Raw genomic sequence first — 25,014 nt, 5'->3', positions numbered from 1 at the left:
CTATTGAGCGTTGTGTTGGGCCAGCGCCCACTCCACATGTTCGCGCACCAGCTCCGACGCATCCTCGCGCCGAGCCTTCAGCGCCTCGATCACTGGGATTGTCGACGGCGCATTGCCCAACCCCACCGCCAGGTTGCGCAAGAACCGCTCATACCCCGCCCGCCGCAACGGCCCGCCCTCGGTCTTGCGCAGGAAGGTGCGCTCATCCCACAGGAACATTTCCGCCAGCTCGGCATTTTCCAGCCCATGCCGTGGTTGGAAGTCCTGCTCCTGGCTGTGTTTGGCAAAGCGGTTCCATGGGCAGACGATCTGGCAGTCGTCGCAACCGAACACCCGGTTGCCCATCTTCGCGCGCAGTTCGACAGGGATCGCGCCCCTCAGCTCGATGGTCAGGTATGAAATGCAGCGCCGCGCATCCAGCACATAGGGCCCGACGAAGGCCTGGGTCGGGCAGATGTCCAGGCAGGCCTGGCAGCGGCCGCAGTGTTCGCTGGTGGTGGCTTCGTCCACCGGTATTGGCAGGTCGACAAACAGCTCGGCGAGGAAGAAGTAGCTGCCCGCCTTGCGGTTGAGCAGCAGGGTATTCTTGCCGATCCAGCCCAGGCCGGCCTGTTCGGCCAGGGCCTTTTCCAGCACCGGGGCGCTGTCGACGAAGGCGCGGTAACCGAACGGGCCGATGGCCTCCTGGATGCGGTCGGCCAGGAACTGCACGCGCTTGCGCACCAGTTTGTGATAGTCCCGGCCCAGCGCGTAGCGCGAGATGTAGGCTTTTTCAGGCTGTGCCAGGCGCTGTGCCATCTGCGTGTCGCCGGACAGGTAGTCCATGCGCAGCGACACCACGCGCACGGTACCGGGGATCAGCTGATCGGGGTGCGAGCGCTTGCTGCCATGCGCGCCCAGGTACTCCATCTCACCCTGGTAGCCGGCATCCAGCCAGCGTTGCAGGTGATGTTCGTGTTCGCCAAGGTCGACCCCGGCGATGCCAACGTGGGCAAAACCGAGTTCTTGACCCCAAATCTTGATCGATTGGGCCAGTTGGGCGAGGTCAGGCGTACAGACGGACATGGATGGGCAAGGCAATACGGGTTCAGGTGCGTATAATTCTGCCAGACATTGGAGCCTTTGACCCCATGCCGCAGACCAAACACCCCAGCCATGCCCCTCAACTGCTCAGCAGCGTGACCGTCGCGCACCTGCCGGCCCGGCATGCGCATGCCCATAAAGGCGACTTTGGCCATGTGCTGGTGGTCGGCGGTGACCTTGGCACCGGCGGCGCCGTGCTGCTCAGCGCCGAAGCCGCGCTGCGTTGCGGTGCCGGGCTGGTCAGCGTGGCAACCCGGCCCGAACATGTCCCGGCCAGCCTGGCGCGCTTGCCCGAGGTAATGTGCCTGGGCGTCAGTTCGGCCAATCAGTTGATGGGTGTGCTGGAGCGAGCCTCGGTGCTGGTGGTCGGCCCGGGGCTGGGGCAGGCGGCGTGGGGCCGCAGCCTGTTGTCGGCAGTAGCCAATGCCGAGCGGCCGCAGGTGTGGGACGCCGATGCCCTGAATTTGCTGGCACGTACCCCGCTGGCCCTGCCCAGTGGCAGCATCCTCACCCCGCACCCGGGCGAGGCGGCGCGGTTGCTGGGCATTTCCACCGAGGCGGTGCAGGCCGACCGCCCAGGTGCTGCGCGCAAGCTGGCGCGCCGGTATAACAGCGTCTGCGTGCTTAAAGGGGCCGGTACCCTGGTGGCCGACCCCGCCGGGCAGCTGATGCTGTGCGAGCGTGGCCACCCGGCCATGGCCGGTGCCGGCTTTGGCGATGTGCTGACCGGTGTGCTGGCGGCGTTGCTGGCCCAGGGGCTGGAGGCCTGGCAGGCCGCCGGGCTGGGGGTGTGGCTGCACGCCAGTGCGGGCGAGCGGCTGGGCGTAAAAGGTAGAGGCCTGGCGGCCAGTGATCTGGCGCCGGTCATTCGAGCGTTGTTGGAGGAGCATTCTGCGTGTCTGGCATAACCCTGTTTCTGGCCGATGAAGCGGCTACGGTCGACTTCGGTGAAAAAATGGCCGAGGTGACCGGTGGTCGCGGCGTGATCTTTCTTGAAGGCGACCTGGGCGCTGGCAAGACTACGCTTTCCCGAGGGCTGATCCGTGGCCTGGGCCATACGGGTGCAGTGAAAAGCCCGACCTTCACCGTGGTCGAACCCTACGAGATCGGTGAGGTCCGAGCATTCCACTTCGACCTGTATCGCCTGGTCGATCCGGAGGAGCTGGAGTTCATGGGGATTCGTGACTATTTCGAGGGCGACCCGCTGTGCCTGTTCGAGTGGCCACAAAAGGGTGCGGGCGTTTTGCCAAAGCCTGACCTGACCATTACCATAAGCCCCCAAGCGGGCGGACGCTCGCTGATCCTTTCGCCGCAGGGGGCTCGCGGCGAGGCCTGGTGCGTGGCACTGGCCAAACACTATAAACAGTAAGTGGGGTAGGTATGCGCATACGCGCACTGGTCGCCATCGTTGGTCTGCTGCTGACAACGGTGACCGTTGACGCTCTGGCCGTCACTCAAGTCAAGAGCGTGCGCCTGTGGCGCGCGCCAGACAACACGCGGCTGGTCTTCGACCTGTCTGGCCCCGTCCAGCACAGCGTCTTCACCCTGAGCGCGCCGGACCGCCTGGTTATCGACATCAATGGTGCGACCCTGGCCGCGCCGTTGAACGTGGCCACCTCCAACACGCCGATCAGCAGCGTGCGTTCGGCCCAGCGTACCCCGACCGACCTGCGCGTGGTGGTCGACCTGAAAAAGTCGGTCACCCCGAAAAGCTTCACCCTGGCGCCGAATGCCCAGTACGGCAACCGCCTGGTGGTCGACCTGTACGACCAGGAAGCCGACGCCATTGCGGCCAGCGCGCCGCCTCCGGCCCCAGCGCCGGTGCAGACACCTGCAACCACGCCTGCCGTGCCGGTAAGCCCGGCCCAGCCCGCCATCAAGCTGCCACCGGTACCGAGCGGCAAGCGTGACATCGTGGTGGCCATCGACGCCGGCCACGGCGGCGAAGACCCGGGGGCCTCCGGCTCGCGCGGCCAGCACGAAAAAGACATCGTGCTGCAGATCGCCAAAGAGCTGCAGCGCCAGATCAACAGCGAAAAAGGCTTCCGTGCCGAGCTGACCCGTACTGGCGACTACTTCATTCCGCTGCGCAAGCGCACGGAAATCGCCCGCAAGAAGGGCGCCGACCTGTTCATCTCGATCCATGCCGACGCGGCACCGTCACGCGCCGCCTTTGGTGCCTCGGTGTTCGCCCTGTCTGACCGTGGCGCTACCTCCGAGACCGCGCGCTGGCTGGCCGACACGGAAAACCGTTCCGACCTGATCGGTGGTGCCGGCAACGTCAGCCTGGATGACAAGGACCGCATGCTCGCTGGCGTGCTGCTGGACCTGTCGATGACCGCCACCCTCAGTTCCAGCCTCAACGTGGGGCAGAAGGTGCTGGGTAACATGGGCCGCGTCACCTCGCTGCACAAACAGCGCGTGGAACAGGCCGGCTTCATGGTGCTGAAATCGCCGGACATTCCATCGATTCTCGTTGAAACCGGGTTTATCTCGAACAACAACGAAGCCGCCAAGCTGGCCACCGCCAGCCACCAGCAGGCGTTGGCCCGTTCGATCCACACCGGTGTGCGCCAGTACTTCCAGCAAAACCCGCCGCCTGGCACTTATATCGCCTGGCTGCGTGACACCGGCAAGATTGCCGCCGGCCCGCGTGAGCACACGGTACGCCCTGGCGAAACCCTGGCGATGCTCGCCGTGCGCTACCAGGTCAGCGTGGCCAGCCTGCGCAGCACCAACAGCCTCAAGACTGATGAGCTGAAGGTTGGCCAGCGCCTTGACATCCCCGCCACCACATTGGCCTCGCAATGAGTGGCGGTTCGCGCATCCAGCTGCTCAGCCCGCGGCTGGCCAACCAGATTGCCGCTGGCGAGGTTGTCGAGCGGCCGGCCTCGGTCGCCAAGGAACTGCTGGAAAACAGCCTGGACTCCGGTGCCCGACGCATTGATGTGGAAGTGGAGCAAGGCGGCGTCAAGCTGCTGAAGGTGCGCGACGATGGCAGCGGCATTTCTGCCGACGACCTGCCGCTGGCCCTGGCCCGTCATGCCACCAGCAAGATTCGCGAGCTGGAAGACCTGGAAGGGGTGTTGAGCCTGGGCTTCCGTGGCGAAGCGCTGGCTTCGATCAGCTCCGTGGCGCGGCTGACCCTGACGTCGCGTACCGCCAGCGCTACCGAGGCCTGGCAGGTGGAAACCGAAGGCCGTGACATGCTCCCGCGCGTACAGCCGGCGGCGCATCCGGTGGGAACTTCGGTGGAAGTGCGCGACCTGTTCTTCAATACCCCGGCACGGCGCAAGTTCCTCAAGGCCGAGAAAACCGAATTCGATCACTTGCAGGAAGTGATCCGCCGGCTGGCGCTGGCACGTTTCGATGTCGGCTTCCACCTGCGGCATAACGGCAAGAGCATCCTCAGCCTGCACGAGGCCCACGACGAAACAGCGCGTGCCCGGCGGGTAGGGGCCATCTGCGGCCCGGGCTTCATGGAGCAGGCGCTGCCGATCGACGTCGAGCGCAACGGCCTGCGCCTGTGGGGCTGGGTCGGCCTGCCGACCTTCTCGCGCAGCCAGGCAGACTTGCAGTACTTCTTCGTCAATGGCCGCGCAGTGCGCGACAAGCTGGTCGCCCACGCCGTGCGCCAGGCCTACCGCGACGTGCTGTTCAATGGCCGGCACCCGACCTTCGTGCTGTTCCTGGAGCTGGAGCCCAACGGCGTGGACGTCAACGTGCACCCGACCAAGCACGAAGTGCGCTTCCGCGAAGGGCGTTCGGTGCACGATTTCCTGTACGGCACCCTGCACCGTGCCCTGGCCGATGTGCGCCCGGAAGACCAGCTGGCCGCGCCTGCCGCCGTGCCGGAGGTGGTCCGCCCGACTGGCCAACAGGCCGGTGAGTTCGGCCCGCAGGGCGAAATGCGCCTGGCTTCGCCGGTGCTTGAGCAGCCTCGTGCCCCGCAGCAGTCGTTCTCCAATGGCGGCAGTGGTGCGGGCTACCAGTATCAGTACACCCCACGCCCGTCACAGCCGGTGCCGGCTGCCGAAGCGCAGGCGGTGTATCGCGAGTTTTACAAGCCGTTGGAAAACGGTGCGGCGCCGGCAGCGGCCCTTCCCGAAAGCCAGGGTGACATTCCCCCGCTGGGCTACGCGCTGGCGCAGCTCAAGGGCATCTACATCCTCGCTGAGAACGCCGTTGGCCTGGTGCTGGTGGACATGCACGCCGCCCACGAGCGCATCATGTACGAGCGCCTGAAGGTGGCCATGGCCAGCGAAGGCCTTAGCGGCCAGCCGCTGCTGGTGCCTGAAACCCTGGCCCTGAGCCAGCGCGAAGCGGACTGCGCCGAAGAACACGCGCAGTGGTTCCAGCGCCTGGGCTTCGAGCTTCAGCGCCTGGGCCCGGAGACCTTGGCGATCCGCCAGATCCCGGCCTTGCTCAAGCAGGCGGAAGCCAACCGGCTGGTGCAGGATGTGCTCGCCGACCTGATGGAATACGGCACCAGCGACCGTATCCAGGCGCACCTCAACGAACTGCTCGGCACCATGGCCTGCCACGGCGCCGTGCGCGCCAACCGGCGCCTGGCCATTCCCGAGATGAATGCCCTGCTGCGTGACATGGAAAACACCGAGCGCAGCGGCCAGTGCAACCATGGCCGTCCCACATGGACCCAGATGGGCCTGGACGATCTGGACAAACTCTTCCTGCGCGGTCGATGAAATGAGCGGCAAGCCCCCTGCAATATTCCTGATGGGCCCGACGGCGGCCGGCAAGACCGACCTGGCTATCGAGTTGACCAAAGTGCTGCCTTGCGAGCTGATCAGCGTCGATTCGGCGCTGGTCTATCGTGGCATGGACATCGGCTCGGCCAAGCCGTCGAAAGAAATCCTCGCTGCCCACCCGCACCGGCTGATCGACATTCGCGACCCGGCCGAGAGCTATTCGGCCGCGCAGTTCCGTGCTGACGCCCTGGAGGCCATGGCCGAGATCACTGCACGCGGCAAGATACCGCTGCTGGTGGGCGGCACCATGCTCTACTACAAGGCGTTGATCGATGGCCTGGCAGACATGCCGGCGGCAGACGCTGCCGTGCGCGCCGAGCTGGAGGCTCAGGCCGAAGCATTGGGCCTGGCCGAGCTGCACCGCCAGCTGGCCGAGGTTGACCCGGTGTCAGCGGCGCGCATCCACCCCAACGATCCGCAGCGGCTGATCCGGGCGCTGGAAGTGTACCGGGTGAGCGGCGAGAGCATGACGGCTCATCGCCAACGTCAATTCGCGGAAAGTCGCGGCGCAGACGCAGGCGCTGACGGACATTTGCCCTATACTGTCGCCAGTTTGGCGATTGCTCCTACAGATCGTCACATTTTGCATCAGCGAATTGCGTTACGATTTTCGCAGATGCTGGAACAGGGCTTCGTTGACGAGGTCCGATCGCTGCGAGCCAGAAGTGACTTGCACGCCGGGCTACCGTCTATACGGGCAGTGGGGTATCGGCAGGTCTGGGATTACCTGGATGGCAAGCTGACTGAGAATGAGATGCGTGAACGCGGTATCATTGCAACCAGGCAGCTGGCCAAGCGGCAGTTCACCTGGTTGCGTGGCTGGCCTGACGTACACTGGCTTGACAGCCTGGCCTGCGACAATCTGTCCCGCACCTTGAAATACCTTGGGGCCATCTCCATATTGAGCTGAGTCCCTGCTGATTGCCGTCTATTCTTGCGAAGGGGCGGCCTAATTTATCGATTTTATTGATTTTCTATTATTTATCCTTACAGGAGTGCGGCATATGTCAAAAGGGCATTCGCTACAAGACCCTTACTTGAACACCTTGAGAAAAGAAAAGGTCCCGGTATCCATCTACCTGGTCAACGGTATCAAGCTGCAGGGCTCGATCGAATCCTTCGACCAGTTCGTGGTACTGCTGAAGAACACCGTCAGCCAGATGGTCTACAAGCACGCCATTTCGACTGTCGTGCCTGCCCGTCCGGTTCGTCTGCCAAGCCCGTCCGATTCCGAACACGGCGACAGCGAGCCAGGCAACGCCTGATAGGAGCCTGCATTGTTCTTTGAGCGCCACGGTGGTGGTGAGCGGGCGTTGCTCGTTCACTTGGAAGGTCAGAACCCTGAGGCGCGCGAAGACCCGCAGGAGTTTCAGGAGCTGGCATTGTCGGCCGGTGCCGACATCGTCTCGTTGGTCACGGTGTCAAGGCATCAGCCTTCCGCCAAATACCTGATTGGCAGTGGCAAGGTCGAGGAATTGCACGACCTGGTCCATGCCGAGCAGGTAGACCTGGTGATTTTCAATCACACCCTCACGCCCAGTCAGGAGCGCAACCTCGAACGTGTGTTCGAGTGTCGTGTGCTCGACCGTACCGGGCTGATCCTCGATATCTTCGCCCAACGGGCGCGTACCCATGAAGGCAAGCTGCAGGTCGAACTGGCCCAGCTGGAGCACATGAGCACGCGGCTGGTGCGCGGCTGGACCCACCTTGAGCGACAAAAGGGTGGTATCGGCCTGCGCGGCCCGGGTGAAACCCAGCTGGAAACCGACCGCCGCCTGTTGCGGGTGCGCATACGCCAGATCAAGTCACGCCTGGAAAAGGTACGCAGCCAGCGCGAGCAGGCGCGTCGTGGGCGCAAGCGCGCAGACATCCCGTCGGTGTCGTTGGTGGGTTACACCAACGCCGGCAAGTCCACGCTGTTCAACGCCCTGACCGAATCCGAGGTGTACGCCGCAGACCAGTTGTTCGCCACGCTCGACCCGACCTTGCGCCGGCTTGAGCTGAACGACCTGGGGCCGATCGTGCTGGCCGACACCGTGGGCTTCATTCGCCACCTGCCGCACAAGCTGGTCGAGGCATTTCGGGCTACGCTCGAAGAGTCGAGCAACTCCGACCTGTTGCTGCATGTGATCGACGCCCATGAGCCAGAGCGCATGGAGCAGATTGAGCAGGTGCTCGCGGTTTTGGGCGAGATTGGCGCTGAAGGGTTGCCGATCCTCGAGGTGTATAACAAACTCGACTTGCTCGAAGATGTCGAGCCGCAGATCCAGCGCAATGCCGATGGCAAGCCGGAACGGGTCTGGGTATCGGCACGCGATGGGCGTGGCCTGGAGCTGGTCGGCCAGGCGATTGCCGAGTTGCTGGGGGATGATCTGTTTGTCGGCACCCTGTGCCTGGAGCAGCGTTTTGCCCGCTTGCGCGCGCAATTCTTTGCCTTGGGTGCCGTGCAGAGTGAAGAGCATGATGAAGAAGGGCGCAGCCTGCTGAGCGTGCGACTGCCCATGGTCGAACTGAATCGCCTGGTCAGCCGCGAAGGCATGGAGCCGCAAGTGTTTGTCGAGCAACACACTTTGCAATAAATGCTCGTCGAGGTCGCCGGGCAGCAGTGACAGGCATTCTGTAGCATTGGACGGCGCGCCGTGGGCGCGTCTTTGCTTTATCAGATGGAGAGCGCTATGGCTTGGAACGAGCCGGGTGGCAACTCGAACAATCAGGATCCCTGGGGCGGCCGCCGTGGTGGCGGTGGCGGTGGTGGTGACAAGAAAGGTCCGCCGGATCTGGACGAGGCCTTCCGCAAATTGCAGGACAGCCTGAATGGCATGTTCGGCAGTGGCAAGAAACGTGGCGGCGGTGACCGCAATGTCGGCAAGGGCGGTGGCCTTGGCCTGCTGGGCATTGGCCTGGCGGTGCTGGCTGCCATCTGGCTGTACAGCGCCGTGTACGTGGTCGACGAGCAGGAGCAGGCCGTTGTGCTGCGCTTCGGCAAGTACTATGAGACGGTCGGTCCCGGCCTGAACATCTACTTCCCGCCGATCGATCGCAAGTACATGGAAAACGTCACGCGTGAGCGTGCCTACACCAAGCAGGGCCAGATGCTGACCGAAGACGAGAACATCGTCGAGGTGCCGCTGACCGTCCAGTACAAGATCAGCAACCTGCAGGACTTCGTGCTCAACGTCGACCAGCCTGAGGTAAGCCTGCAGCACGCGACCGACAGTGCCCTGCGCCACGTGGTGGGTTCCACCTCGATGGACCAGGTGCTCACCGAAGGCCGTGAGCAGATGGCCGTGGATATCCGCGAACGCCTGCAGCGCTTCCTCGACAACTACCGTACCGGTATCACCGTCACCCAGGTCAACGTACAGAGCGCGGCAGCCCCGCGTGAAGTGCAGGAAGCCTTCGACGACGTGATCCGAGCCCGCGAAGACGAGCAGCGTGCCCGCAACCAGGCCGAGTCCTACGCCAATGGCGTGGTGCCGGAAGCCCGTGGTCAGGCCCAGCGCATCATCGAGGACGCCAACGGTTACCGCGACGAAGTCATCGCCCGGGCAAAGGGTGAGGCCGATCGCTTCACCAAGCTGGTCGCCGAGTACCGCAAGGCACCTGACGTGACCCGTCAGCGTCTGTACCTGGAGACCATGCAAGAGGTCTACAGCAACACCAGCAAGGTCATGGTGGCCACCAAGGACGGGCAGAACAACCTGCTCTACCTGCCACTGGACAAGATGGTCGAAGGCAGCCGCAACCCGTCCGCGCCAACCAGCAGTGTGTCGCCATCGGTCAACGATGCGGCCGCACGTGCGGCGCAGGACCTGCAACAGCAACAGCAGCCGCTGCGCACTAGGGAGAGCCGCTGATGAGCAACAGATCGCTGATCGCCCTGATCGCCGCCGTGGTGCTGGCCATCGTGGCCTGGAACAGCTTCTACATCGTGTCCCAGACCGAGCGTGCGGTACTGCTGCGCTTCGGTAAGGTAGTCCAGGCGGATGTTCAGCCAGGCCTGCACGTGAAGATTCCGTACGTGAACCAGGTGCGCAAGTTCGACGCCCGCCTGATGACCCTCGACGCCCCGACCCAGCGGTTCCTGACCCTGGAGAAGAAGGCGGTGATGGTCGACGCCTACGCCAAGTGGCGCGTCAAGGATGCCGAGCGCTTCTACACCGCCACCTCCGGCATGAAGCAGATCGCCGACGAGCGTCTGTCACGTCGCCTGGAAAGCGGCCTGCGTGACCAGTTCGGTAAACGTACCCTGCACGAGGTGGTTTCCGGTGAACGTGACGCGCTGATGGCTGACATCACCGCATCGCTGAACCGCATGGCCAACAAGGAGCTGGGTATCGAGGTGGTTGACGTGCGCGTCAAGGCCATCGACCTGCCGAAGGAAGTCAACCGCAGCGTGTTCGACCGCATGAGCACCGAGCGTGAGCGTGAGGCGCGTGAGCACCGCGCCAAAGGTAACGAGCTGGCTGAAGGTATCCGTGCCGATGCCGACCGTCAGCGCCGTGTACTGCTGGCCGAGGCTTATCGCGAAGCAGAAGAAACCCGCGGTGACGGCGACGCCCAGTCGGCCGCCATCTATGCCAAGGCCTACACCCAGGACGCCGATTTCTACGCGTTCTACCGTAGCCTGCAGGCGTACCGCGAGAGCTTCTCGAGCAAGAGCGACGTGCTGGTCCTGGACCCGAAGAACGAGTTCTTCCGCTTCCTGGACAAGAGCAAGCCGTGATGCTCAGGCCCTGATCTTCATGCAGCGGCGCCCCGCCTGGCAGCTAAAACACCAGGCGGGGTGCATCCTGAATGAAAAGGGGTGTATGATGAGGCAGCCGGGAAATTTCCCGGCTTTTTTGCGTCTGCAAGGTTGATTGGCAACGCGCCAGTTGACGGTTTGGTCAGGTCGCAAGGCAATTTGAGGGTATCGGGTACGGTGGCTGCGCTGGGATCAGTGCTGCCCGCTGCTGTGCGCGATACCGGCTTTACTGACGGCTCGCCTGCTGGCAAGCCGCCCGGACCAGAGGGGAAATGGCGTAATGGCAACGGTAGACCGCTGGCTGCTGCCAGATGGCATCGAGGAAGTACTGCCACCTGAGGCTGCGCGCATCGAGATCGCGCGCCGCCAGGTGTTGGACCTGTTCCAGAGTTGGGGCTACGAGCTGGTCGTCACCCCGCATATCGAGTACCTGGAGTCGCTGCTCACCGGCGCCGGCCAGGACCTGGATCAGCGCACCTTCAAGGTGGTGGACCCGCAGTCCGGCCGCCTGATGGGCTTCCGCGCCGACTTCACGCCGCAGGTGGCGCGCATCGACGCCCACACCCTGCGCCGTGAAGGCCCGAGCCGCCTGTGCTATGCCGGTAGCGTGCTGCACGCCCAGCCGCGTGCACTGTCGACCTCGCGCAGCCCGATCCAGCTGGGTGCCGAGCTGTATGGCGATGCCAGCCCTACCAGTGATGTCGAAGTCATCAGCCTGATGCTCGCCACGCTGCAGCTGGCCGATGTGCCGGATGTGCACATGGACCTGGGCCACGTTGGTATCTACCGTGGCCTGGCCCGTGCCGCCGGCCTGTCCGGTGCGGTGGAGCAGCAGTTGTTCGACGCCATGCAACGCAAGGCTGTCGATGAAGTGCAGGCGCTGACCGCCGACCTGCCGAAAGACCTGGGCAACATGCTGCGTGCCCTGGTCGAGCTGTGCGGTGGCCGTGAAGTACTGGCCGAAGCCCGCGTGCGCCTGGGCCGTGCCCCGGCCAGCGTGCTGGCAGCGCTGGACGACCTGCTGGCGATCGCTGACCGCCTGGCGTCGCGCTACCCGGACCTGCCGCTGTACTTCGACCTCGGCGAATTGCGCGGTTACCACTATCACACGGGCGTGGTGTTCGCCGTGTTCGTACCGGGCGAAGGTCAGTCGATCGCCCAGGGCGGGCGTTACGACGACATCGGCGCCGACTTTGGCCGGGCGCGCCCGGCCACCGGTTTCTCCACGGATTTGAAGACCCTGGTCACACTGGGGCGAGCGGAGGTCGTATTGCCAACGGGCGGCATCTGGATGCCGGACAGTGGTGATGCGGCCCTCTGGCAGCAAGTCTGCCAGTTGCGCAACGAGGGCCAGCGTGTGGTCCAGGCCCTGCCTGGCCAGCCGTTGAGTGCTGCTCTCGAGGCGGATTGTGATCGGCAATTGATTCAGCAAGACGGGCGCTGGCAGGTTCTGCCGCTGGCCCAGTGAGTTTCTGCGTCGGCAACAGGCCGGCAACCAAGTTTGCGTGAATGAGGACCAATGTAATGGGTAAGAATGTCGTCGTCCTGGGCACCCAGTGGGGTGATGAGGGCAAAGGCAAGATCGTCGATCTGCTGACCGAACATGCTGCCGCCGTAGTGCGCTACCAGGGTGGCCACAACGCGGGTCACACCCTGGTGATCAACGGTGAAAAGACCGTTCTGCACCTGATTCCGTCCGGCATCCTGCGTGAAGGCGTACAGTGCCTGATCGGCAACGGCGTGGTCGTTGCCCCGGATGCCCTGATGCGTGAAATCACCAAGCTGGAAGAGAAGGGCGTACCGGTGCGCGAGCGCCTGCGCATCTCCCCGGCTGCGCCGCTGATCCTGTCGTACCACGTGGCCCTGGACCAGGCCCGCGAAAAAGCCCGTGGCGAAGCCAAGATCGGCACCACCGGCCGTGGTATCGGCCCAGCCTACGAAGACAAGGTTGCGCGCCGCGGCCTGCGCGTAGGCGACCTGTTCCACCGCGAGCGTTTCGCGGCCAAGCTGGGTGAGCTGCTGGACTATCACAACTTCCAGCTGGTGAACTACTACAAAGAGCCGGCCATCGACTTCCAGCAAACCCTGGACGAGTGCATGGCCTACGCTGAACAGCTCAAGCCGATGATGCTGGACGTCACCGCCGAGCTGCACAACCTGCGCCGCGCTGGCAAGGACATCATGTTCGAAGGTGCCCAGGGCTCGCTGCTGGACATCGACCACGGTACCTACCCGTACGTCACCAGCTCCAACACCACTGCTGGCGGTATCTCCACCGGCTCCGGCGTTGGCCCGATGTACCTGGACTACATCCTGGGTATCACCAAGGCCTACACCACTCGCGTAGGTTCCGGTCCGTTCCCGACTGAACTGTTCGACGAAACCGGCGCTACCCTGGCCAAGCGTGGCCACGAGTTCGGTTCCACCACTGGCCGTGCCCGTCGTTGCGGCTGGTTCGACGCCGTGATCCTGCGTCGCGCCATTGACGTCAACAGCATCTCGGGTATCTGCCTGACCAAGCTGGACGTACTGGACGGCCTGGAAACCATCAACATCTGCGTTGGCTACAAGAACGAGAACGGTGCTGTCATCGACGCGCCTTCCGATGCCGACAGCTACATCGGCCTGGAGCCGGTGTACGAAGAGATGCCAGGCTGGAGCGAGTCGACCGTGGGCGTTAAAACCCTGGAAGAGCTGCCGGCCAACGCTCGCGCCTACATCAAGCGCATCGAAGACCTGATCGGCGCGCCGATCGACATCATTTCGACCGGCCCGGACCGCAACGAGACCATCGTACTGCGTCATCCGTTCGCCTGATCTGCCCTCCAGGTTGATCTGACGCCGTGGCCCTGAAAGGGGCTGCGGCGTTTTCATTTCTGCGTCGAGCAAGAGCAGCCAACCACCTGGCTGAACCTTGGCGTTTATGCCTGCTGTCTCCGGCACAACCCTTGCTGTAAGAAGTTTCTGTAGATGCCATCAAAATAGTGGCGCCAGAAAACACGAGGGTTACACCGTGTCTGCCATCCTCTCACTGTTACGAAGCCGCCTTTTGCGGCCTGTGTTTGTTGCCCTTGGTATCGCTCTTTTGGTGCAGGTGCTGGTTGCCGTTGCGCTTACCCGAAGCACGGTCACTGCCCTGGAGGCCGACCTTGGCGAGCGCCTGGGCAATGACAGCCGTCAGTTGGCCGGCGAACTGGAGCAAGCCGGGCAGGATGTGCGCTCGGGCCTGGACGGTTTGTCCAGCAGCACCCGTCAGCGCCTGAGCGCAGGGTTGTCGGCACGCCTGCAAAGCGAACAGCAGCAACTGCGCAGCACCCTGGAAAAGAACCTGAAGGACTCCGCCAACGATATGGCAGAGCTGTTGGCCTCGGTTGCCCCGCGTGCCATCTGGGACAACGATGTGCCGGTGCTCTCAGACTTTGCGCGGCGTGCCCAGCGTAATCCCAACGTGCTGTTCGTGGTGTACGACGACGCCCAGGGCCAGCACCTGACCCGCTATCTGAACCGGCAAAACCCGATCAACCAGGCGTTGATGGAAAAAGGCCAGGGCGAGCGAGCGCTGGACAAAGTGATCGATGCAGCCCGGCGCGATCCTGCCGTTTACTTCGTCGAGGCTTCGATCAGCCCCAATGGCGCAGAAATCGGCAAGGTAGTGATGGGGGTTTCCACAGCGGGTATCGAGCAGGAACTGAAGGCCCTCGATCAGCGTTTCGCGGCCCTGATCGCCAGTGGCGAGCAACTGGTAGGCGACAGCCTGGTCGGCGCTGCTGCTGACAGCGGCAAAACCCTGCGTGAGCGGCTGGAAAAAGCACAGGGCAGTGCTGCTGCCATGCAGGCCAACACCGCGCAAACCGTTCGCGATGCTGCCGGCGAGCTGCGCTGGCGCATTGGTCTGGGCCTGGTGCTGGTTGGCCTGGGTGTGTTACTGGTGGTGGCCGTGGTGCTTGGTCGTCGTGTGCTGAGCAAGCTGCGCCTGCTGATTGCTGCCCTTGACGACCTGGCGGCAGGCGAGGGTGACCTGACCAAGCGTGTGCCACTCGACAGCCGAGACGAGATCGGTGACATGGCTTCGGCCGTGAACCGCTTTGTCGACAAGTTGCAACCGATTGTGCGCGAGGCGGGCGAGGTGGCCCAGCGTACCGGTGTGGAAATTGGCGCGATGACGCAGCGCAATGCCGGTGCCGATGCTGCTGCTGCGCTACAGCGCGATGAAGTGGCGGCCAGCCTGCGCGACCTTTCGAGCATGGCCGATGAAGCCCAGGCCGAAAGCCATGCGATGCAGGCGGCATTGAAACAGGTAGTGGATATACGCCAGGCCACCGACGAAAACAGCCGCACCTCGACCCAGCTCGCAGGGCTGATCGAAAACCTGGCTGGCCAGGTAGAGACGGGCTCGCAGGTGATCGAGCGCCTGGCCAAGCAGAGTGAGCAGATCGAAGTGGTGCTGACGGTGATCCATGGCATCGCCGAGCAGACCAACCTGCTGGCGTTGAATGCGGCCATCGAAGCGGCCCGGGCCGGTGAGACCGGGCGCGGCTTTGCCGTGGTGGCTGATGAGGTGCGGGCGTTGGCGAGCAAGACGCAAAGCTCCACGGGGGATATCCAGGCGCATATCGCTGCGCTGCAGAAGGGCGCCAAGGAGGCTGTGGCGACGATCAGCCAGGCCGGGCTGAAGGCCAGCGAAGGGCTGCTGGTGCTGCGTGACAACGAGCGCCGTCAGCAGTCTGTACAGGCGGCGGTGGAGCAGGTGCATGCAGCTATCGGCCTGGCTACCCGCGCGGCCGAGCAGCAGGCGAGCGGGGCGCAGGCGGTGCGTGGGCGGGTGGAGACCATTCATGCGCAGGCCGAGCGCTCGGCCGAGGTGGTGATGCAGACCACGGCCAGTAGCAAGGTGCTGGACGATCTGGCTGCACAGCTACGGGCGAGCCTGGGGCAGTTCAGGGCCTGACGCGAATCGTTGTGGGGGCGGTGCTATGATGGCGGAGAAACATGACAAAGGGAGTTGTTCATGTCCGCCCGACTGGTCGCCGCTCCGGCTGAACTGGACTTTCTTCATCGCGATGGCATTTCCGTCACTGCGCCCATGACCGCCCTCCAGGCCTATTGCGCCATGACTTCGGACGTTCCGGGCTGGCTGGCCATGGCCTTTCGCCTACGCGACTTCATCTCTCGCTGGTTCAACGTTGCCACTATTCACGGTTTCTCATCGCGTAACCCTGAGCGGGTTCCGGCAGTGGGTGAGCGTCTGGATTTCTTTACTGTCGAGGCTATCAGCGACCAGCAACTGGTCCTGACTTCGCGTGACACGCACCTTGCGGTCATGGTGAGCATGGATCTGGATGAAGAGGGGCAGGGCCGGCAGCACTTGAGCGTCACCACGTCGGTGCAGTGTTTCAACCGTTTTGGCCGGCTCTACATGCTGCCAGTTGGTAAGGCACATGGGCCAATCGTGCGGCGTATGCTGCGCAACATCGCGTGATGTCTGTGATGGCCTCATCGCCGGCAAGCCAGCTCCCACAGGTACTGCGCAGGCCTTGAAGGCGACGCGGTACCTGTGGGAGCTGGCTTGCCGGCGATGAGGGCTACGCGGTTTATGCCTTGTTCAGGTACATCCGCGTAGTCAGCAGATAAACCGGCAGCCCCGACACCACGATCAGCAATGCCGCGTAAGGCGCCGCTGCGGCGAACTCGACGTTGGCCGTATGCGCCCACACCTCGGTAGCCAGGGTGGTCATCCCGGTCGGGCTGAGCAGCAGGGTAGCTGTCAGCTCTTTCATGGCATCCAGGAACACCAGCGCAAACGCTGCCGCCATGGCCGGGAAGATGATCGGCAGGGTCACCCGGCAGAATGCCGTGAAGCTGCTGGCACCCAAGGTTCGCGCAGCCTCTTCCAGCGTTGGCGAGGCCTTGTTCAGCGCGGTGCGCACCGGTGACTGCGCCAATGGCAGGAACAGCAGCGCATACGCCAAAAGCAGCAATGCCGTGGTCTGGTACAGCGCCGGTACGTAGTGCAGGGCGAAGAACACCAGGGTCAGTGCAATCACCAGGCCGGGCAGGGCGTGCAGCAGGTACGGCAAGCGCTCGGCCCAGATCGCCAGGCGGCCTTTGTAGCGCACCACCAGGAAGCTGATCGGTAGCGCCAGCAGCACACAGAAACCGGCACCGCCAAGCGACACCGACAGCGAGGTGAACAGTGCCTTGGAGATGGCCCCCACCGGGAATGCTGCCGACGAACCCACGCTCAGCCAGTAGCCGAGCATGGCCAGCGGGATACCGCTGCCCAGCACTGCCAGGGCCACGCAGAGTAACTGCGCCGGTACGGCCCAGCCACGCAGCCGCACGGGTTGCGCGCGGCGTGCCACGCCTTGGCCAATGCGCACATGGCGGGCTTTGCCGCGTACACGCAATTCCAGCCACAGCATCACCAGGCACATCGCCAACAGCACGGCAGACAGCATGGCCGCGTTGGCATTGCTGAATTCAAGTTCGAACTGCTGGTAGATTGCCGTGGTGAAGGTCTGCAGGCCGAGGATCGACAGCGCACCGAACTCCACCAGCATGTGCAGGGCGATCAGCAGCGCTCCGCCGAGCATCGAGGGCCACAGCAGCGGCAGGGTCACCTTGATGAATACGCCCCAGCGGCTGCAACCCAGGGTGCGCGCCGACTCCTCCAGCGAGGTGTCGAGGTTGCGCAGGGTGGCGGCCACCGGCAGGAAAACCAATGGGTACTTGGACAGGGCCATGACCAGGATGGCCCCGCCCAGCCCTTCGAAGTCCGAGCTCAGCGACACCCAGGTGAAACTGCTGACGAACGACGGCACGGCGAAGGGCAGGCAAAGCACCACGCCCCACAGCCGGCGGCCAGCCAGGTTGCTGCGCTCCAGCAGCCAAGCCAGGGCCAGGCCGACCACCATGCAAGCCAGCGTCACCCCGACCATCAGCATCAGGGTATTGCGCATCAGCCCCCAGACAAAGGGGCGCCACAGCAGGTGCAAGGCTTCACGCCAGCCGGCTTCCCAGGCTTTGATGGCGACATACAGCAGCGGCAGCAAGCTCATCGCCACCAGGAACAGCACAGGCAGCACCACCCAGATGGAGGGGCGCTTGCGGCGCGGTACGAAGCGTACCGGCGCCGGCTCGGACAGGGCGGCGGTCATCAGAGCAGGCCGACCTCGCGTTCAAGCTCGATGGCTTCCTCGGCATTGCCCAGGTCGGCCGGCGAGATTTTCGGCGGGCGCAGGTCTTCGAACGGCTTCAGGCCCCGGTCGGAAACCATGCCCTTGTGCAGCGGGTACTCGGCGGTGGTCTGGGTGATCACCCGCTGGCCTTCTTCGCTGGCCATCCAGTTGAGCAGGGCCTGGGCTTCTTTCGGGTGCTTGCTGGCCTTGACCACAGCAGCGCCAGAGATGGTCACCAGGTTGCCGGCATCGCCATCGGCCAGGTAGTAGAGCTTGGTGTCGAGCTTGCCACGTTCGCGTTCAAGTGCGTACCAGTAGTAGTTGTTCACCAGTACCGCAGCCACTTCACCTTTTTCCACGGCTTTGAGGGCGACCATGTTGTTGGTGTAGGTTTTGCCGAAGGCTTTCAGGCCGGTCAGCCATTCTTCGGTGGCTTCACGACCGTGCATCTTCAGGATGGCCACGGCCTGCTCCTGGAATGCACCGCTGGTGGGTACGTAGCCGACACGGCCTTCCCACTCAGGGTTGGCGAAGTCCATCACCGTGGTCGGCAGGTCTTTTTCATCGACCTTCTTCGGGTTGTACACCACGATGCGCGTGCGCGCGGTGATGCCCATCCAGGTGCCGTTGGCGCCTACGTACTCCTTGGGCATCATGTTCGCGGTGGCGTCGTCGATCTTCGCCAGCAGGCCCAGTTCGCCCAGGTTGTTCAGGGGCGGGGACTCTTCGGTGTAGATGATGTCGGCTGGCGAACGGTCGCCTTCTTCGATGATCTGGCTGGCCAGCTGGTTGCTGCTGCCCTTGCGGATATCGATGTGGACACCGGTCTTGGCCTCGTAGGCCTTGGCGATGGCTTCGCCGATTTCCTTGTGCTGACCGTTGTACATGGTCAGGGTGACCGGTGCGTCTGCCATGGCGGCCGGAGCGCCGATGACCAGGCTCAGCACGGCGGCGGCCAAGGTACGCATCAGCGGTTGCGGGCGGATCGTCATGCGGGTACTTCCTCGCTTACGGCTACATATTTGGAAACAATGGTAAACGAAATCGTTTCTCAAGTGGCCGGGTGACGAGAAATTCATGGGGCAGACCATGGTTTAACCTTCGAGGGCTGTACTGGATTCTTCGCGGGCATGCCCGCTCCCACAGGAGGTGCGCAGTCTCCAAGACGGTGGTGTACCTGTGGGAGCGGGCGAGCCCGCGAAGAGGCCGGTACAGGGTTACACCTTACTGGCAATCACCGCAGTGATCGGAGCAACCGGGTATCTCAGGCCATCTTGTTGCTGTACTTCGACAAACCCGATGCCGCGCAACCGCTCAGCTAGCTCCCCGGCCGGCAACACATGCCGCCCCTGCATGCGCATATGCAGATAATAAGGCAGCACCCGCGCGGCACTCTGCTGGTCATCCGGCACCTCGGCATGGCAGCACACCAGTACGCCACCTGGGTTCAGCGCGGCATGCAGTCGCCGCAGCAACCCATCAAGGTCATGGGCGAAGTGGAATACCGATGAGCACCAGATCAGGTCATAGCCACTGCCAACATCATCCCGGTCCAGATCACCGCCGATAATGCCGAGGCGCTTCTCCAGCCCGGCCCGGGCAATGTTCTCCTGTGCCACCGCTGCGGTTTCGGCGAAATCGAACACTGTCCCGTGTAAATCGGGTAGCTGCCTGGCCAGGGCAATGGCGACCAGGCCAGGCCCGCCGCCCAAGTCGAGCATGCGTTGCAATCGCGGTGCCTGCGGTAGGTGTTCGATCAAAGCGCACGCCACGTCCACAGTAACCGCCAATTGCTCCTGGGCAATCTGCACCCGTGCCGCCTCGGCCCAGCGTTGGGCCATTTCCGGGCCGGGGGCTGCTGCGGGTGGTAGGCCATTGCGCAGTGCCTGTTCCAATGGTTGGCCAGCCAGGCGCAGGACTTGATGACGAAAGAGCAGGGCATCGCCGCAATAGTCGTCGGCGCTCCGGCGCAAATAGCGTTTGGCTGTTTCGCCATTGCGGTAACGGCTGCCCTGCTCGTCGCGCTCCAGCAGGCCCTGGGCCCAGAGCATTTCCAGCAGGTAGCCAGTATTGAAAGGTTCAAGGTCCAGCACATTCGCCAGCTGAGCGGGTGCGGTGAATTGCTCCAGGTGCTCGAACAGGTCGATTGTCAGTGCCACGCGCAAGGCATCGGCAGCGAGGCCTGCCAGTTGCAGGTCCCAGCACGCCTGTAGCGGGTGAGGGGTGGTCAGGTCCGTGCTCATCGTTCGCTCGCTCCTTGAGAGAAAGCTCAATCCTAGATAGGAATCATTCTGGATTGCAACGAAAGAGAGGGTGGGGAGAGAGGGAATGCAAAAAACGCAGGCAAGAAAAAACCCACTAGCAAGCTAGTGGGTTTTTGTATGGTGCCCAGGAGAAGACTCGAACTTCCACGACCGTTAAGTCACTGATACCTGAAACCAGCGCGTCTACCAATTCCGCCACCTGGGCAAAGCTTTACATCATCTGCAGAAGGCGACTATTGTCAGCTTCACACAGTAGTAACAGATCCTTGGTCATCTATTACTTGAAAATATTTGGTGCCCAGGAGAAGACTCGAACTTCCACGGCCGTTAAGCCACTGATACCTGAAACCAGCGCGTCTACCAATTCCGCCACCTGGGCACACATTCGAGGTTACTTGATGCTTTACAGCGTCGTTCATCTCTACTACAACTTCGGGGTTGTCCGTCGTTGTGGTGCGCACTATACGGACGGTCCGGGGGGCTGTAAACCCCCCAAGCAAAAAAAAATTCAAAAAATTCAACTTGTTGATTCCGCAGGCCTATTCCTGCTCGCCGGAAGCGCCGGTGGGGCTGTCCAAGGCTGACATTTCCGGTTTCAATACGCCTATGCCAGAATTCCTATCTATATACCCCAAGGTGAACCCCTTCTGATGGCCGATTGGCAATCCCTCGATCCCGAGGCCGCTCGCGAAGCGGAAAAATACGACAACCCTATCCCCAGCCGTGAGCTGATCCTGCAGCGCCTCGCCGACCGTGGCGAACCGGCCGCGCGTGAGGAGCTGGCGGCCGAGTTCGGTCTGTACGAAGAAGACCAGATCGAAGCCCTGCGCCGCCGCCTGCGTGCCATGGAGCGTGACGGCCAGCTTATCTATACCCGGCGCGGCACTTATGCCCCGGTAGACAAGCTGGACCTGATCTGTGGTCGCGTCTCCGGCCACCGCGATGGTTTCGGCTTCCTTATTCCCGATGACGGCAGCGAAGACCTGTTCCTCAGCCCGTCGCAGATGCGCCTGGTGTTCGACGGTGACCGCGGCCTGGCCCGTGTCTCTGGCGTCGACCGCCGTGGCCGCCGCGAAGGTGTGCTGGTCGAGGTCATCTCCCGTGCCCACGAAAGCGTGGTCGGCCGTTACTTCGAAGAAGGCGGCATTGGCTACGTAACCCCGGACAACCCGAAGATCCAGCAGGAAGTGCTGGTGACCGCCGGGCGTAACGGCGGCGCGAAGATCGGCCAGTTCGTCGAGATCAAGATCACCCACTGGCCAACCCCGCGCTTCCAGCCGCAAGGCGACGTGGTCGAGGTCATCGGCAACTACATGGCACCGGGCATGGAGATCGACGTTGCCTTGCGCAGCTACGATATCCCGCACGTCTGGCCCAAGGACGTGATCAAGGAAGCGCGCAAGTTCCGCTCCGAAGTTGAAGAGAAGGACAAAGAGAAGCGCGTCGACCTGCGCCATCTGCCGTTCGTCACCATCGACGGCGAAGATGCGCGCGACTTCGACGATGCTGTCTATTGCGAACCGCTGGGCAAGCTGCGCCTGTTCTCCGGTGGCTGGCGCCTGTACGTGGCCATTGCCGATGTGTCCAGCTACGTACGCCTGGGCTCGGCCCTGGACGTCGAAGCCCAGCAGCGCGGCAACTCGGTGTACTTCCCCGAGCGTGTAGTGCCGATGCTGCCTGAAGAGCTGTCCAACGGCCTGTGCTCGCTGAACCCGCACGTCGACCGCCTGGCCATGGTCTGCGAAATGACCATGAACAAAGCCGGCCAGATGGTCGACTACCAGTTCTACGAAGGCGTTATCCACTCCCACGCCCGCCTGACCTACAACAAGGTCAGCAGCATGCTCGAGCACGCCCGCACCCGCGAAGGCAAGGCGCTGCGCGAGGAATACAAGGAAGTCGTGCCAGACCTGAAGAACCTGTACAACCTGTACAAGGTGCTGGTGGATGCCCGTCACACCCGGGGCGCCATCGACTTCGAGACCCAGGAAACCCGCATCATCTTCGGCGACCAGCGCAAGATCGCGGAAATCCGCCCGACCGTGCGCAACGATGCCCACAAGCTGATCGAGGAATGCATGCTGGCGGCCAACGTGGCCACCGCCGAGTTCCTGCAAAAGCACGGCGTGCCAGCCCTGTACCGCGTGCACGACGGCCCGCCGCCGGAGCGCCTGGAAAAGCTGCGCGCCTTCCTCGGTGAACTGGGCCTGAGCCTGCACAAAGGCAAGGACCCTTCACCGAAGGATTACCAGGCCCTGCTGGCGAGCATCGCCGGGCGCCCGGACTTCCACCTGATCCAGACCGTGATGCTGCGCTCGCTGAGCCAGGCCGTGTACAGCACCGAGAACAATGGCCACTTCGGCCTGAACTACGAGGCGTACACCCACTTCACCTCGCCGATCCGCCGTTACCCGGACCTGCTGGTGCACCGCGCCATCCGCAGTATCATCCGTTCCAAGGTCGATACCCCGCACGTCAAGCGTGCCGGCGCCATGAGCATTCCCAAGGCGCGTATCTACCCGTACGACGAGAACACCCTGGAGCAACTCGGCGAGCAGTGCTCGATGACCGAGCGCCGGGCCGACGAAGCCACCCGTGACGTGGTGAACTGGCTCAAGTGCGAGTTCATGAAGGATCGCGTGGGCGAGACCTTCCCGGGTGTCATCACTGCCGTGACCGGTTTCGGCCTGTTCGTCGAACTGACCGACATCTATGTAGAAGGCCTGGTGCACGTCAGTGCGCTGCCGGGCGACTACTACCACTTCGACCCTGTACACCACCGTCTGTCGGGCGAGCGCACCGGGCGCAGCTTCCGCTTGGGCGACACCATCGAAGTGAAGGTCATGCGTGTTGACCTGGACGAGCGCAAGATCGACTTCGAAGTGTCGGAAAAGACCCTCGCCGCACCGATCGGCCGCAAGCAGCGCGGCGCCGCGCCAGCAGCCGACAAGGTTGAGCAGCAGCCGGTAACCGAAGCGAAAGCCACGCCTAAACCGCGTAGCCGCAAGAGCGAAACCGCCGAGGCTTACTTCCCGAAAGACGCCGTGCAGCGTAACGCCGAAGTGCGCAAGAGCCGCGAAATGAAAAAGGCGCTGATGAGCGAGGCACGCAGTGGCGGCCATGCCAGCAGCAAGTCGGACAAAGGTGGCAAGCCCTCCGGTTCCGGCAAGCCAACCAAGCACCGTAAAGGCCCGCCGAAGTCCGGTGCGCCACGCAAGAGCAAGAGCAAGTCATGAGTCAGCTGGAAAAGATCTACGGCGTGCACGCCGTGCAGGCATTGCTGCAGCACCATCCGAAGCGGGTCAAGCAGATCTGGCTGTCGGAAGGGCGCAGCGAGCCACGCCTGGAAACCTTGCTGGCGCTGGCGGCGGAAAACCGCGTGCCGGTCGGCCAGGCCGAGCGCCGTGAGCTGGATGCCTGGGTAGAGGGCGTGCACCAGGGGGTTGTCGCCGAGGTCAGCCCAAGCCAGGTGTGGGGCGAGTTGATGCTCGAAGAGTTGCTTGAGCGCACCGAAACCCCGCCGCTGATCCTGGTGCTGGACGGTGTGACCGACCCGCACAACCTGGGCGCCTGCCTGCGTACGGCCGATGCGGCCGGTGCCACGGCCGTGATCGTGCCCAAGGATAAATCGGCCACGCTGACGCCGGTTGTGCGCAAGGTGGCCTGCGGTGCGGCAGAGGTGATCCCGCTGGTGGCCGTGACCAACCTGGCGCGTACGCTGGAGAAGCTTCAGCAGCGTGGCCTGTGGGTGGTGGGCACTGCCGGCGAGGCCGAGCAGGAGATCTACCAGCAGGACCTGACCGGGCCACTGGTGATGATCATGGGCGCGGAAGGCAAGGGCATGCGTCGGCTGACCCGCGAACATTGCGACTTCCTGGTGAAGTTGCCGATGGGCGGCAGCGTCAGCAGCCTGAACGTTTCGGTGGCGACCGGCGTTTGCCTGTTCGAGGCCGTGCGCCAGCGTCAGGCCAAGCGCTGACTTATAGCCTGCCCCGGCCCTATCGCCGGCAAGCCAGCTCCCACAGGTACCGTACAAGGTTCAGCACCTGTGGCGATCCTGTGGGAGCTGGCTTGCCGGCGATAGGGCCGGGGCAGGCATAAAGTGTTTCAGGCTGTTCAAATATTCACCAACCTCCTTGCTTGTCCGCCCCGCCTTCTCTACAATTGCGCCCCTTGCCGAGCTGGCAGGCGCTCATGTGCCTCCCCTCCGTGCAAGACATACAGTGTCATTCACTCCTTGTCTGACCAGATTCACTGGCAGACTACTAACCCGTAAGGAGCATTCATGCGTCATTACGAAATCATCTTCCTGGTTCACCCGGACCAGAGCGAACAAGTCGGCGGCATGGTTGAGCGTTACACCAAGCTGATCGAAGAAGATGGTGGCAAAATCCACCGCCTGGAAGACTGGGGCCGTCGTCAACTGGCCTACGCAATCAACAATGTTCACAAGGCTCACTACGTGATGCTGAACGTTGAGTGCACCGGCAAGGCCCTGGCCGAGCTGGAAGACAACTTCCGCTACAACGATGCCGTTATCCGTAACCTGGTCATCCGTCGCGACGAAGCCGTTACCGGCCAGTCCGAGATGCTGAAGGCTGAAGAGAACCGCAGCGAGCGCCGTGAGCGTCGCGAGCGTCCTGAGCATGCTGACTCCGCCGAAGGCGACGACAGCAATGACAGCGACTCCAGCGATAACGCTGACGAGTAATCCACGGACCTTTAGAGGAGCCTATTAAATGGCACGTTTCTTCCGTCGTCGTAAATTCTGCCGCTTCACTGCTGAAGACGTGAAAGAGATCGACTTCAAAGATCTCAACACCCTGAAAGCTTACGTATCCGAAACCGGCAAGATCGTTCCAAGCCGTATCACCGGTACCAAAGCTCGTTATCAGCGTCAGCTGGCTACCGCTATCAAGCGCGCCCGCTTCCTGGCCCTGCTGCCCTACACCGACAGCCACGGCCGCTGAGAC

Annotated in this window: 21 protein-coding genes, 2 tRNA genes and 1 pseudogene; 18 read left to right on the top strand and 6 right to left on the bottom strand. The window is 63.1% G+C overall.

From position 1 onward, the window contains the following. Positions 1 to 1,065 (bottom strand): tRNA epoxyqueuosine(34) reductase QueG, encoded by a 1,065-nt coding sequence (queG, locus tag N436_RS09065; RefSeq protein ID WP_110740831.1) that lies wholly within the window; start codon positions 1,063 to 1,065, stop codon positions 1 to 3. Positions 1,066 to 1,130: 65 nt separating this feature from the next. Here queG and N436_RS09060 point away from each other — a divergent pair, with 65 nt between their 5' ends. From N436_RS09060 to N436_RS09000, 14 genes and pseudogenes are all read left to right on the top strand, one after another. Beyond that, a complete protein-coding gene (locus tag N436_RS09060) occupies positions 1,131 to 1,991 on the top strand; it encodes an NAD(P)H-hydrate dehydratase (RefSeq protein ID WP_110740830.1) in 861 nt (286 codons plus the stop codon). Continuing rightward, entirely contained in the window at positions 1,988 to 2,452 is a 465-nt protein-coding gene (tsaE, locus tag N436_RS09055; protein WP_371920898.1) for a tRNA (adenosine(37)-N6)-threonylcarbamoyltransferase complex ATPase subunit type 1 TsaE, read from the top strand. Before N436_RS09060 ends, tsaE begins: the two co-directional genes overlap by 4 nt. An 11-nt stretch (positions 2,453 to 2,463) precedes the next feature. Then, a complete protein-coding gene (locus N436_RS09050) occupies positions 2,464 to 3,894 on the top strand; it encodes an N-acetylmuramoyl-L-alanine amidase (RefSeq protein WP_016712322.1) in 1,431 nt (476 codons plus the stop codon). Continuing rightward, positions 3,891 to 5,789 (top strand): DNA mismatch repair endonuclease MutL, encoded by a 1,899-nt coding sequence (gene mutL / locus N436_RS09045; protein ID WP_110740829.1) that lies wholly within the window; start codon positions 3,891 to 3,893, stop codon positions 5,787 to 5,789. Before N436_RS09050 ends, mutL begins: the two co-directional genes overlap by 4 nt. Position 5,790: 1 nt before the next feature. Continuing rightward, entirely contained in the window at positions 5,791 to 6,762 is a 972-nt protein-coding gene (gene miaA / locus N436_RS09040; RefSeq protein ID WP_105946314.1) for a tRNA (adenosine(37)-N6)-dimethylallyltransferase MiaA, read from the top strand. Positions 6,763 to 6,856: 94 nt separating this feature from the next. Next, positions 6,857 to 7,117 carry an RNA chaperone Hfq gene (gene hfq, locus N436_RS09035; protein WP_003258160.1) on the top strand — a complete coding sequence of 87 codons (261 nt, stop codon included), beginning with the start codon at positions 6,857 to 6,859 and terminating at the stop codon, positions 7,115 to 7,117. Positions 7,118 to 7,129: 12 nt separating this feature from the next. Continuing rightward, entirely contained in the window at positions 7,130 to 8,431 is a 1,302-nt protein-coding gene (gene hflX / locus N436_RS09030) for a ribosome rescue GTPase HflX (protein ID WP_016712319.1), read from the top strand. Positions 8,432 to 8,527: 96 nt separating this feature from the next. Further along, positions 8,528 to 9,709, top strand: a complete 1,182-nt coding sequence (gene hflK, locus N436_RS09025) for an FtsH protease activity modulator HflK (RefSeq protein WP_105946313.1) — start codon at positions 8,528 to 8,530, stop codon at positions 9,707 to 9,709. Next, positions 9,709 to 10,578, top strand: a complete 870-nt coding sequence (gene hflC / locus N436_RS09020; RefSeq protein WP_105946312.1) for a protease modulator HflC — start codon at positions 9,709 to 9,711, stop codon at positions 10,576 to 10,578. Before hflK ends, hflC begins: the two co-directional genes overlap by 1 nt. A 301-nt stretch (positions 10,579 to 10,879) precedes the next feature. Then, positions 10,880 to 12,067 carry an ATP phosphoribosyltransferase regulatory subunit gene (locus N436_RS09015; protein WP_003249540.1) on the top strand — a complete coding sequence of 396 codons (1,188 nt, stop codon included), beginning with the start codon at positions 10,880 to 10,882 and terminating at the stop codon, positions 12,065 to 12,067. Positions 12,068 to 12,123: 56 nt separating this feature from the next. Next, positions 12,124 to 13,416 carry an adenylosuccinate synthase gene (locus tag N436_RS09010; protein WP_016712316.1) on the top strand — a complete coding sequence of 431 codons (1,293 nt, stop codon included), beginning with the start codon at positions 12,124 to 12,126 and terminating at the stop codon, positions 13,414 to 13,416. Between the two features lie 106 nt (positions 13,417 to 13,522). Next, positions 13,523 to 14,641, top strand: a pseudogene (locus N436_RS28910) (methyl-accepting chemotaxis protein); the annotation flags it as partial. A 21-nt stretch (positions 14,642 to 14,662) separates the two neighbouring features. Next, on the top strand, positions 14,663 to 15,547 hold the full coding sequence (locus N436_RS28905; protein ID WP_371920897.1) for a methyl-accepting chemotaxis protein: 885 nt from the start codon (positions 14,663 to 14,665) through the stop codon (positions 15,545 to 15,547). A 60-nt stretch (positions 15,548 to 15,607) separates the two neighbouring features. Continuing rightward, complete coding sequence (locus N436_RS09000) at positions 15,608 to 16,078, top strand: DUF2867 domain-containing protein (protein ID WP_110740828.1); 471 nt, start codon at positions 15,608 to 15,610, stop codon at positions 16,076 to 16,078. Between the two features lie 112 nt (positions 16,079 to 16,190). Here the strand turns inward: N436_RS09000 and N436_RS08995 are convergent, their stop codons facing one another. The 5 genes from N436_RS08995 to N436_RS08975 all read right to left on the bottom strand — a co-directional run bounded on the left by N436_RS08995 (position 16,191) and on the right by N436_RS08975 (position 20,420). Next, the gene (locus tag N436_RS08995; RefSeq protein WP_016712314.1) at positions 16,191 to 17,756 is read right to left on the bottom strand and encodes an iron ABC transporter permease; all 1,566 of its coding nucleotides are present in this window, start codon (positions 17,754 to 17,756) and stop codon (positions 16,191 to 16,193) included. Further along, the gene (locus N436_RS08990; RefSeq protein ID WP_110740827.1) at positions 17,756 to 18,769 is read right to left on the bottom strand and encodes an extracellular solute-binding protein; all 1,014 of its coding nucleotides are present in this window, start codon (positions 18,767 to 18,769) and stop codon (positions 17,756 to 17,758) included. Before N436_RS08990 ends, N436_RS08995 begins: the two co-directional genes overlap by 1 nt. 225 nt (positions 18,770 to 18,994) lie before the next feature. Next, on the bottom strand, positions 18,995 to 20,020 hold the full coding sequence (locus N436_RS08985; protein ID WP_105946308.1) for a class I SAM-dependent methyltransferase: 1,026 nt from the start codon (positions 20,018 to 20,020) through the stop codon (positions 18,995 to 18,997). A gap of 139 nt (positions 20,021 to 20,159) precedes the next feature. Further along, a tRNA-Leu gene (locus N436_RS08980) sits at positions 20,160 to 20,246 on the bottom strand. An 87-nt stretch (positions 20,247 to 20,333) separates the two neighbouring features. Next, positions 20,334 to 20,420: transfer RNA gene (locus N436_RS08975), tRNA-Leu, on the bottom strand. Positions 20,421 to 20,691: 271 nt separating this feature from the next. Here N436_RS08975 and rnr point away from each other — a divergent pair. From rnr to rpsR, 4 genes are all read left to right on the top strand, one after another. Next, positions 20,692 to 23,277 carry a ribonuclease R gene (gene rnr, locus N436_RS08970; RefSeq protein ID WP_110740826.1) on the top strand — a complete coding sequence of 862 codons (2,586 nt, stop codon included), beginning with the start codon at positions 20,692 to 20,694 and terminating at the stop codon, positions 23,275 to 23,277. After that, complete coding sequence (gene rlmB / locus N436_RS08965) at positions 23,274 to 24,020, top strand: 23S rRNA (guanosine(2251)-2'-O)-methyltransferase RlmB (RefSeq protein ID WP_060500394.1); 747 nt, start codon at positions 23,274 to 23,276, stop codon at positions 24,018 to 24,020. The genes rnr and rlmB overlap by 4 nt, the downstream gene beginning before the upstream one ends. A 306-nt stretch (positions 24,021 to 24,326) precedes the next feature. Then, positions 24,327 to 24,752, top strand: coding sequence for a 30S ribosomal protein S6 (gene rpsF, locus N436_RS08960; protein WP_003249557.1), 426 nt, complete (start codon positions 24,327 to 24,329; stop codon positions 24,750 to 24,752). A gap of 28 nt (positions 24,753 to 24,780) precedes the next feature. Next, on the top strand, positions 24,781 to 25,011 hold the full coding sequence (gene rpsR, locus N436_RS08955; RefSeq protein WP_003249563.1) for a 30S ribosomal protein S18: 231 nt from the start codon (positions 24,781 to 24,783) through the stop codon (positions 25,009 to 25,011). Positions 25,012 to 25,014 lie beyond the last annotated feature (3 nt).

The sequence above is a fragment of the Pseudomonas sp. RV120224-01b genome (genome assembly GCF_003208145.1).
In the GTDB taxonomy this organism is placed as follows: Bacteria; Pseudomonadota; Gammaproteobacteria; order Pseudomonadales; family Pseudomonadaceae; genus Aquipseudomonas; species Aquipseudomonas monteilii.
Note: the sequence above shows the minus strand (reverse complement) of the source record. Positions and strands in the feature narration are given on the sequence as shown.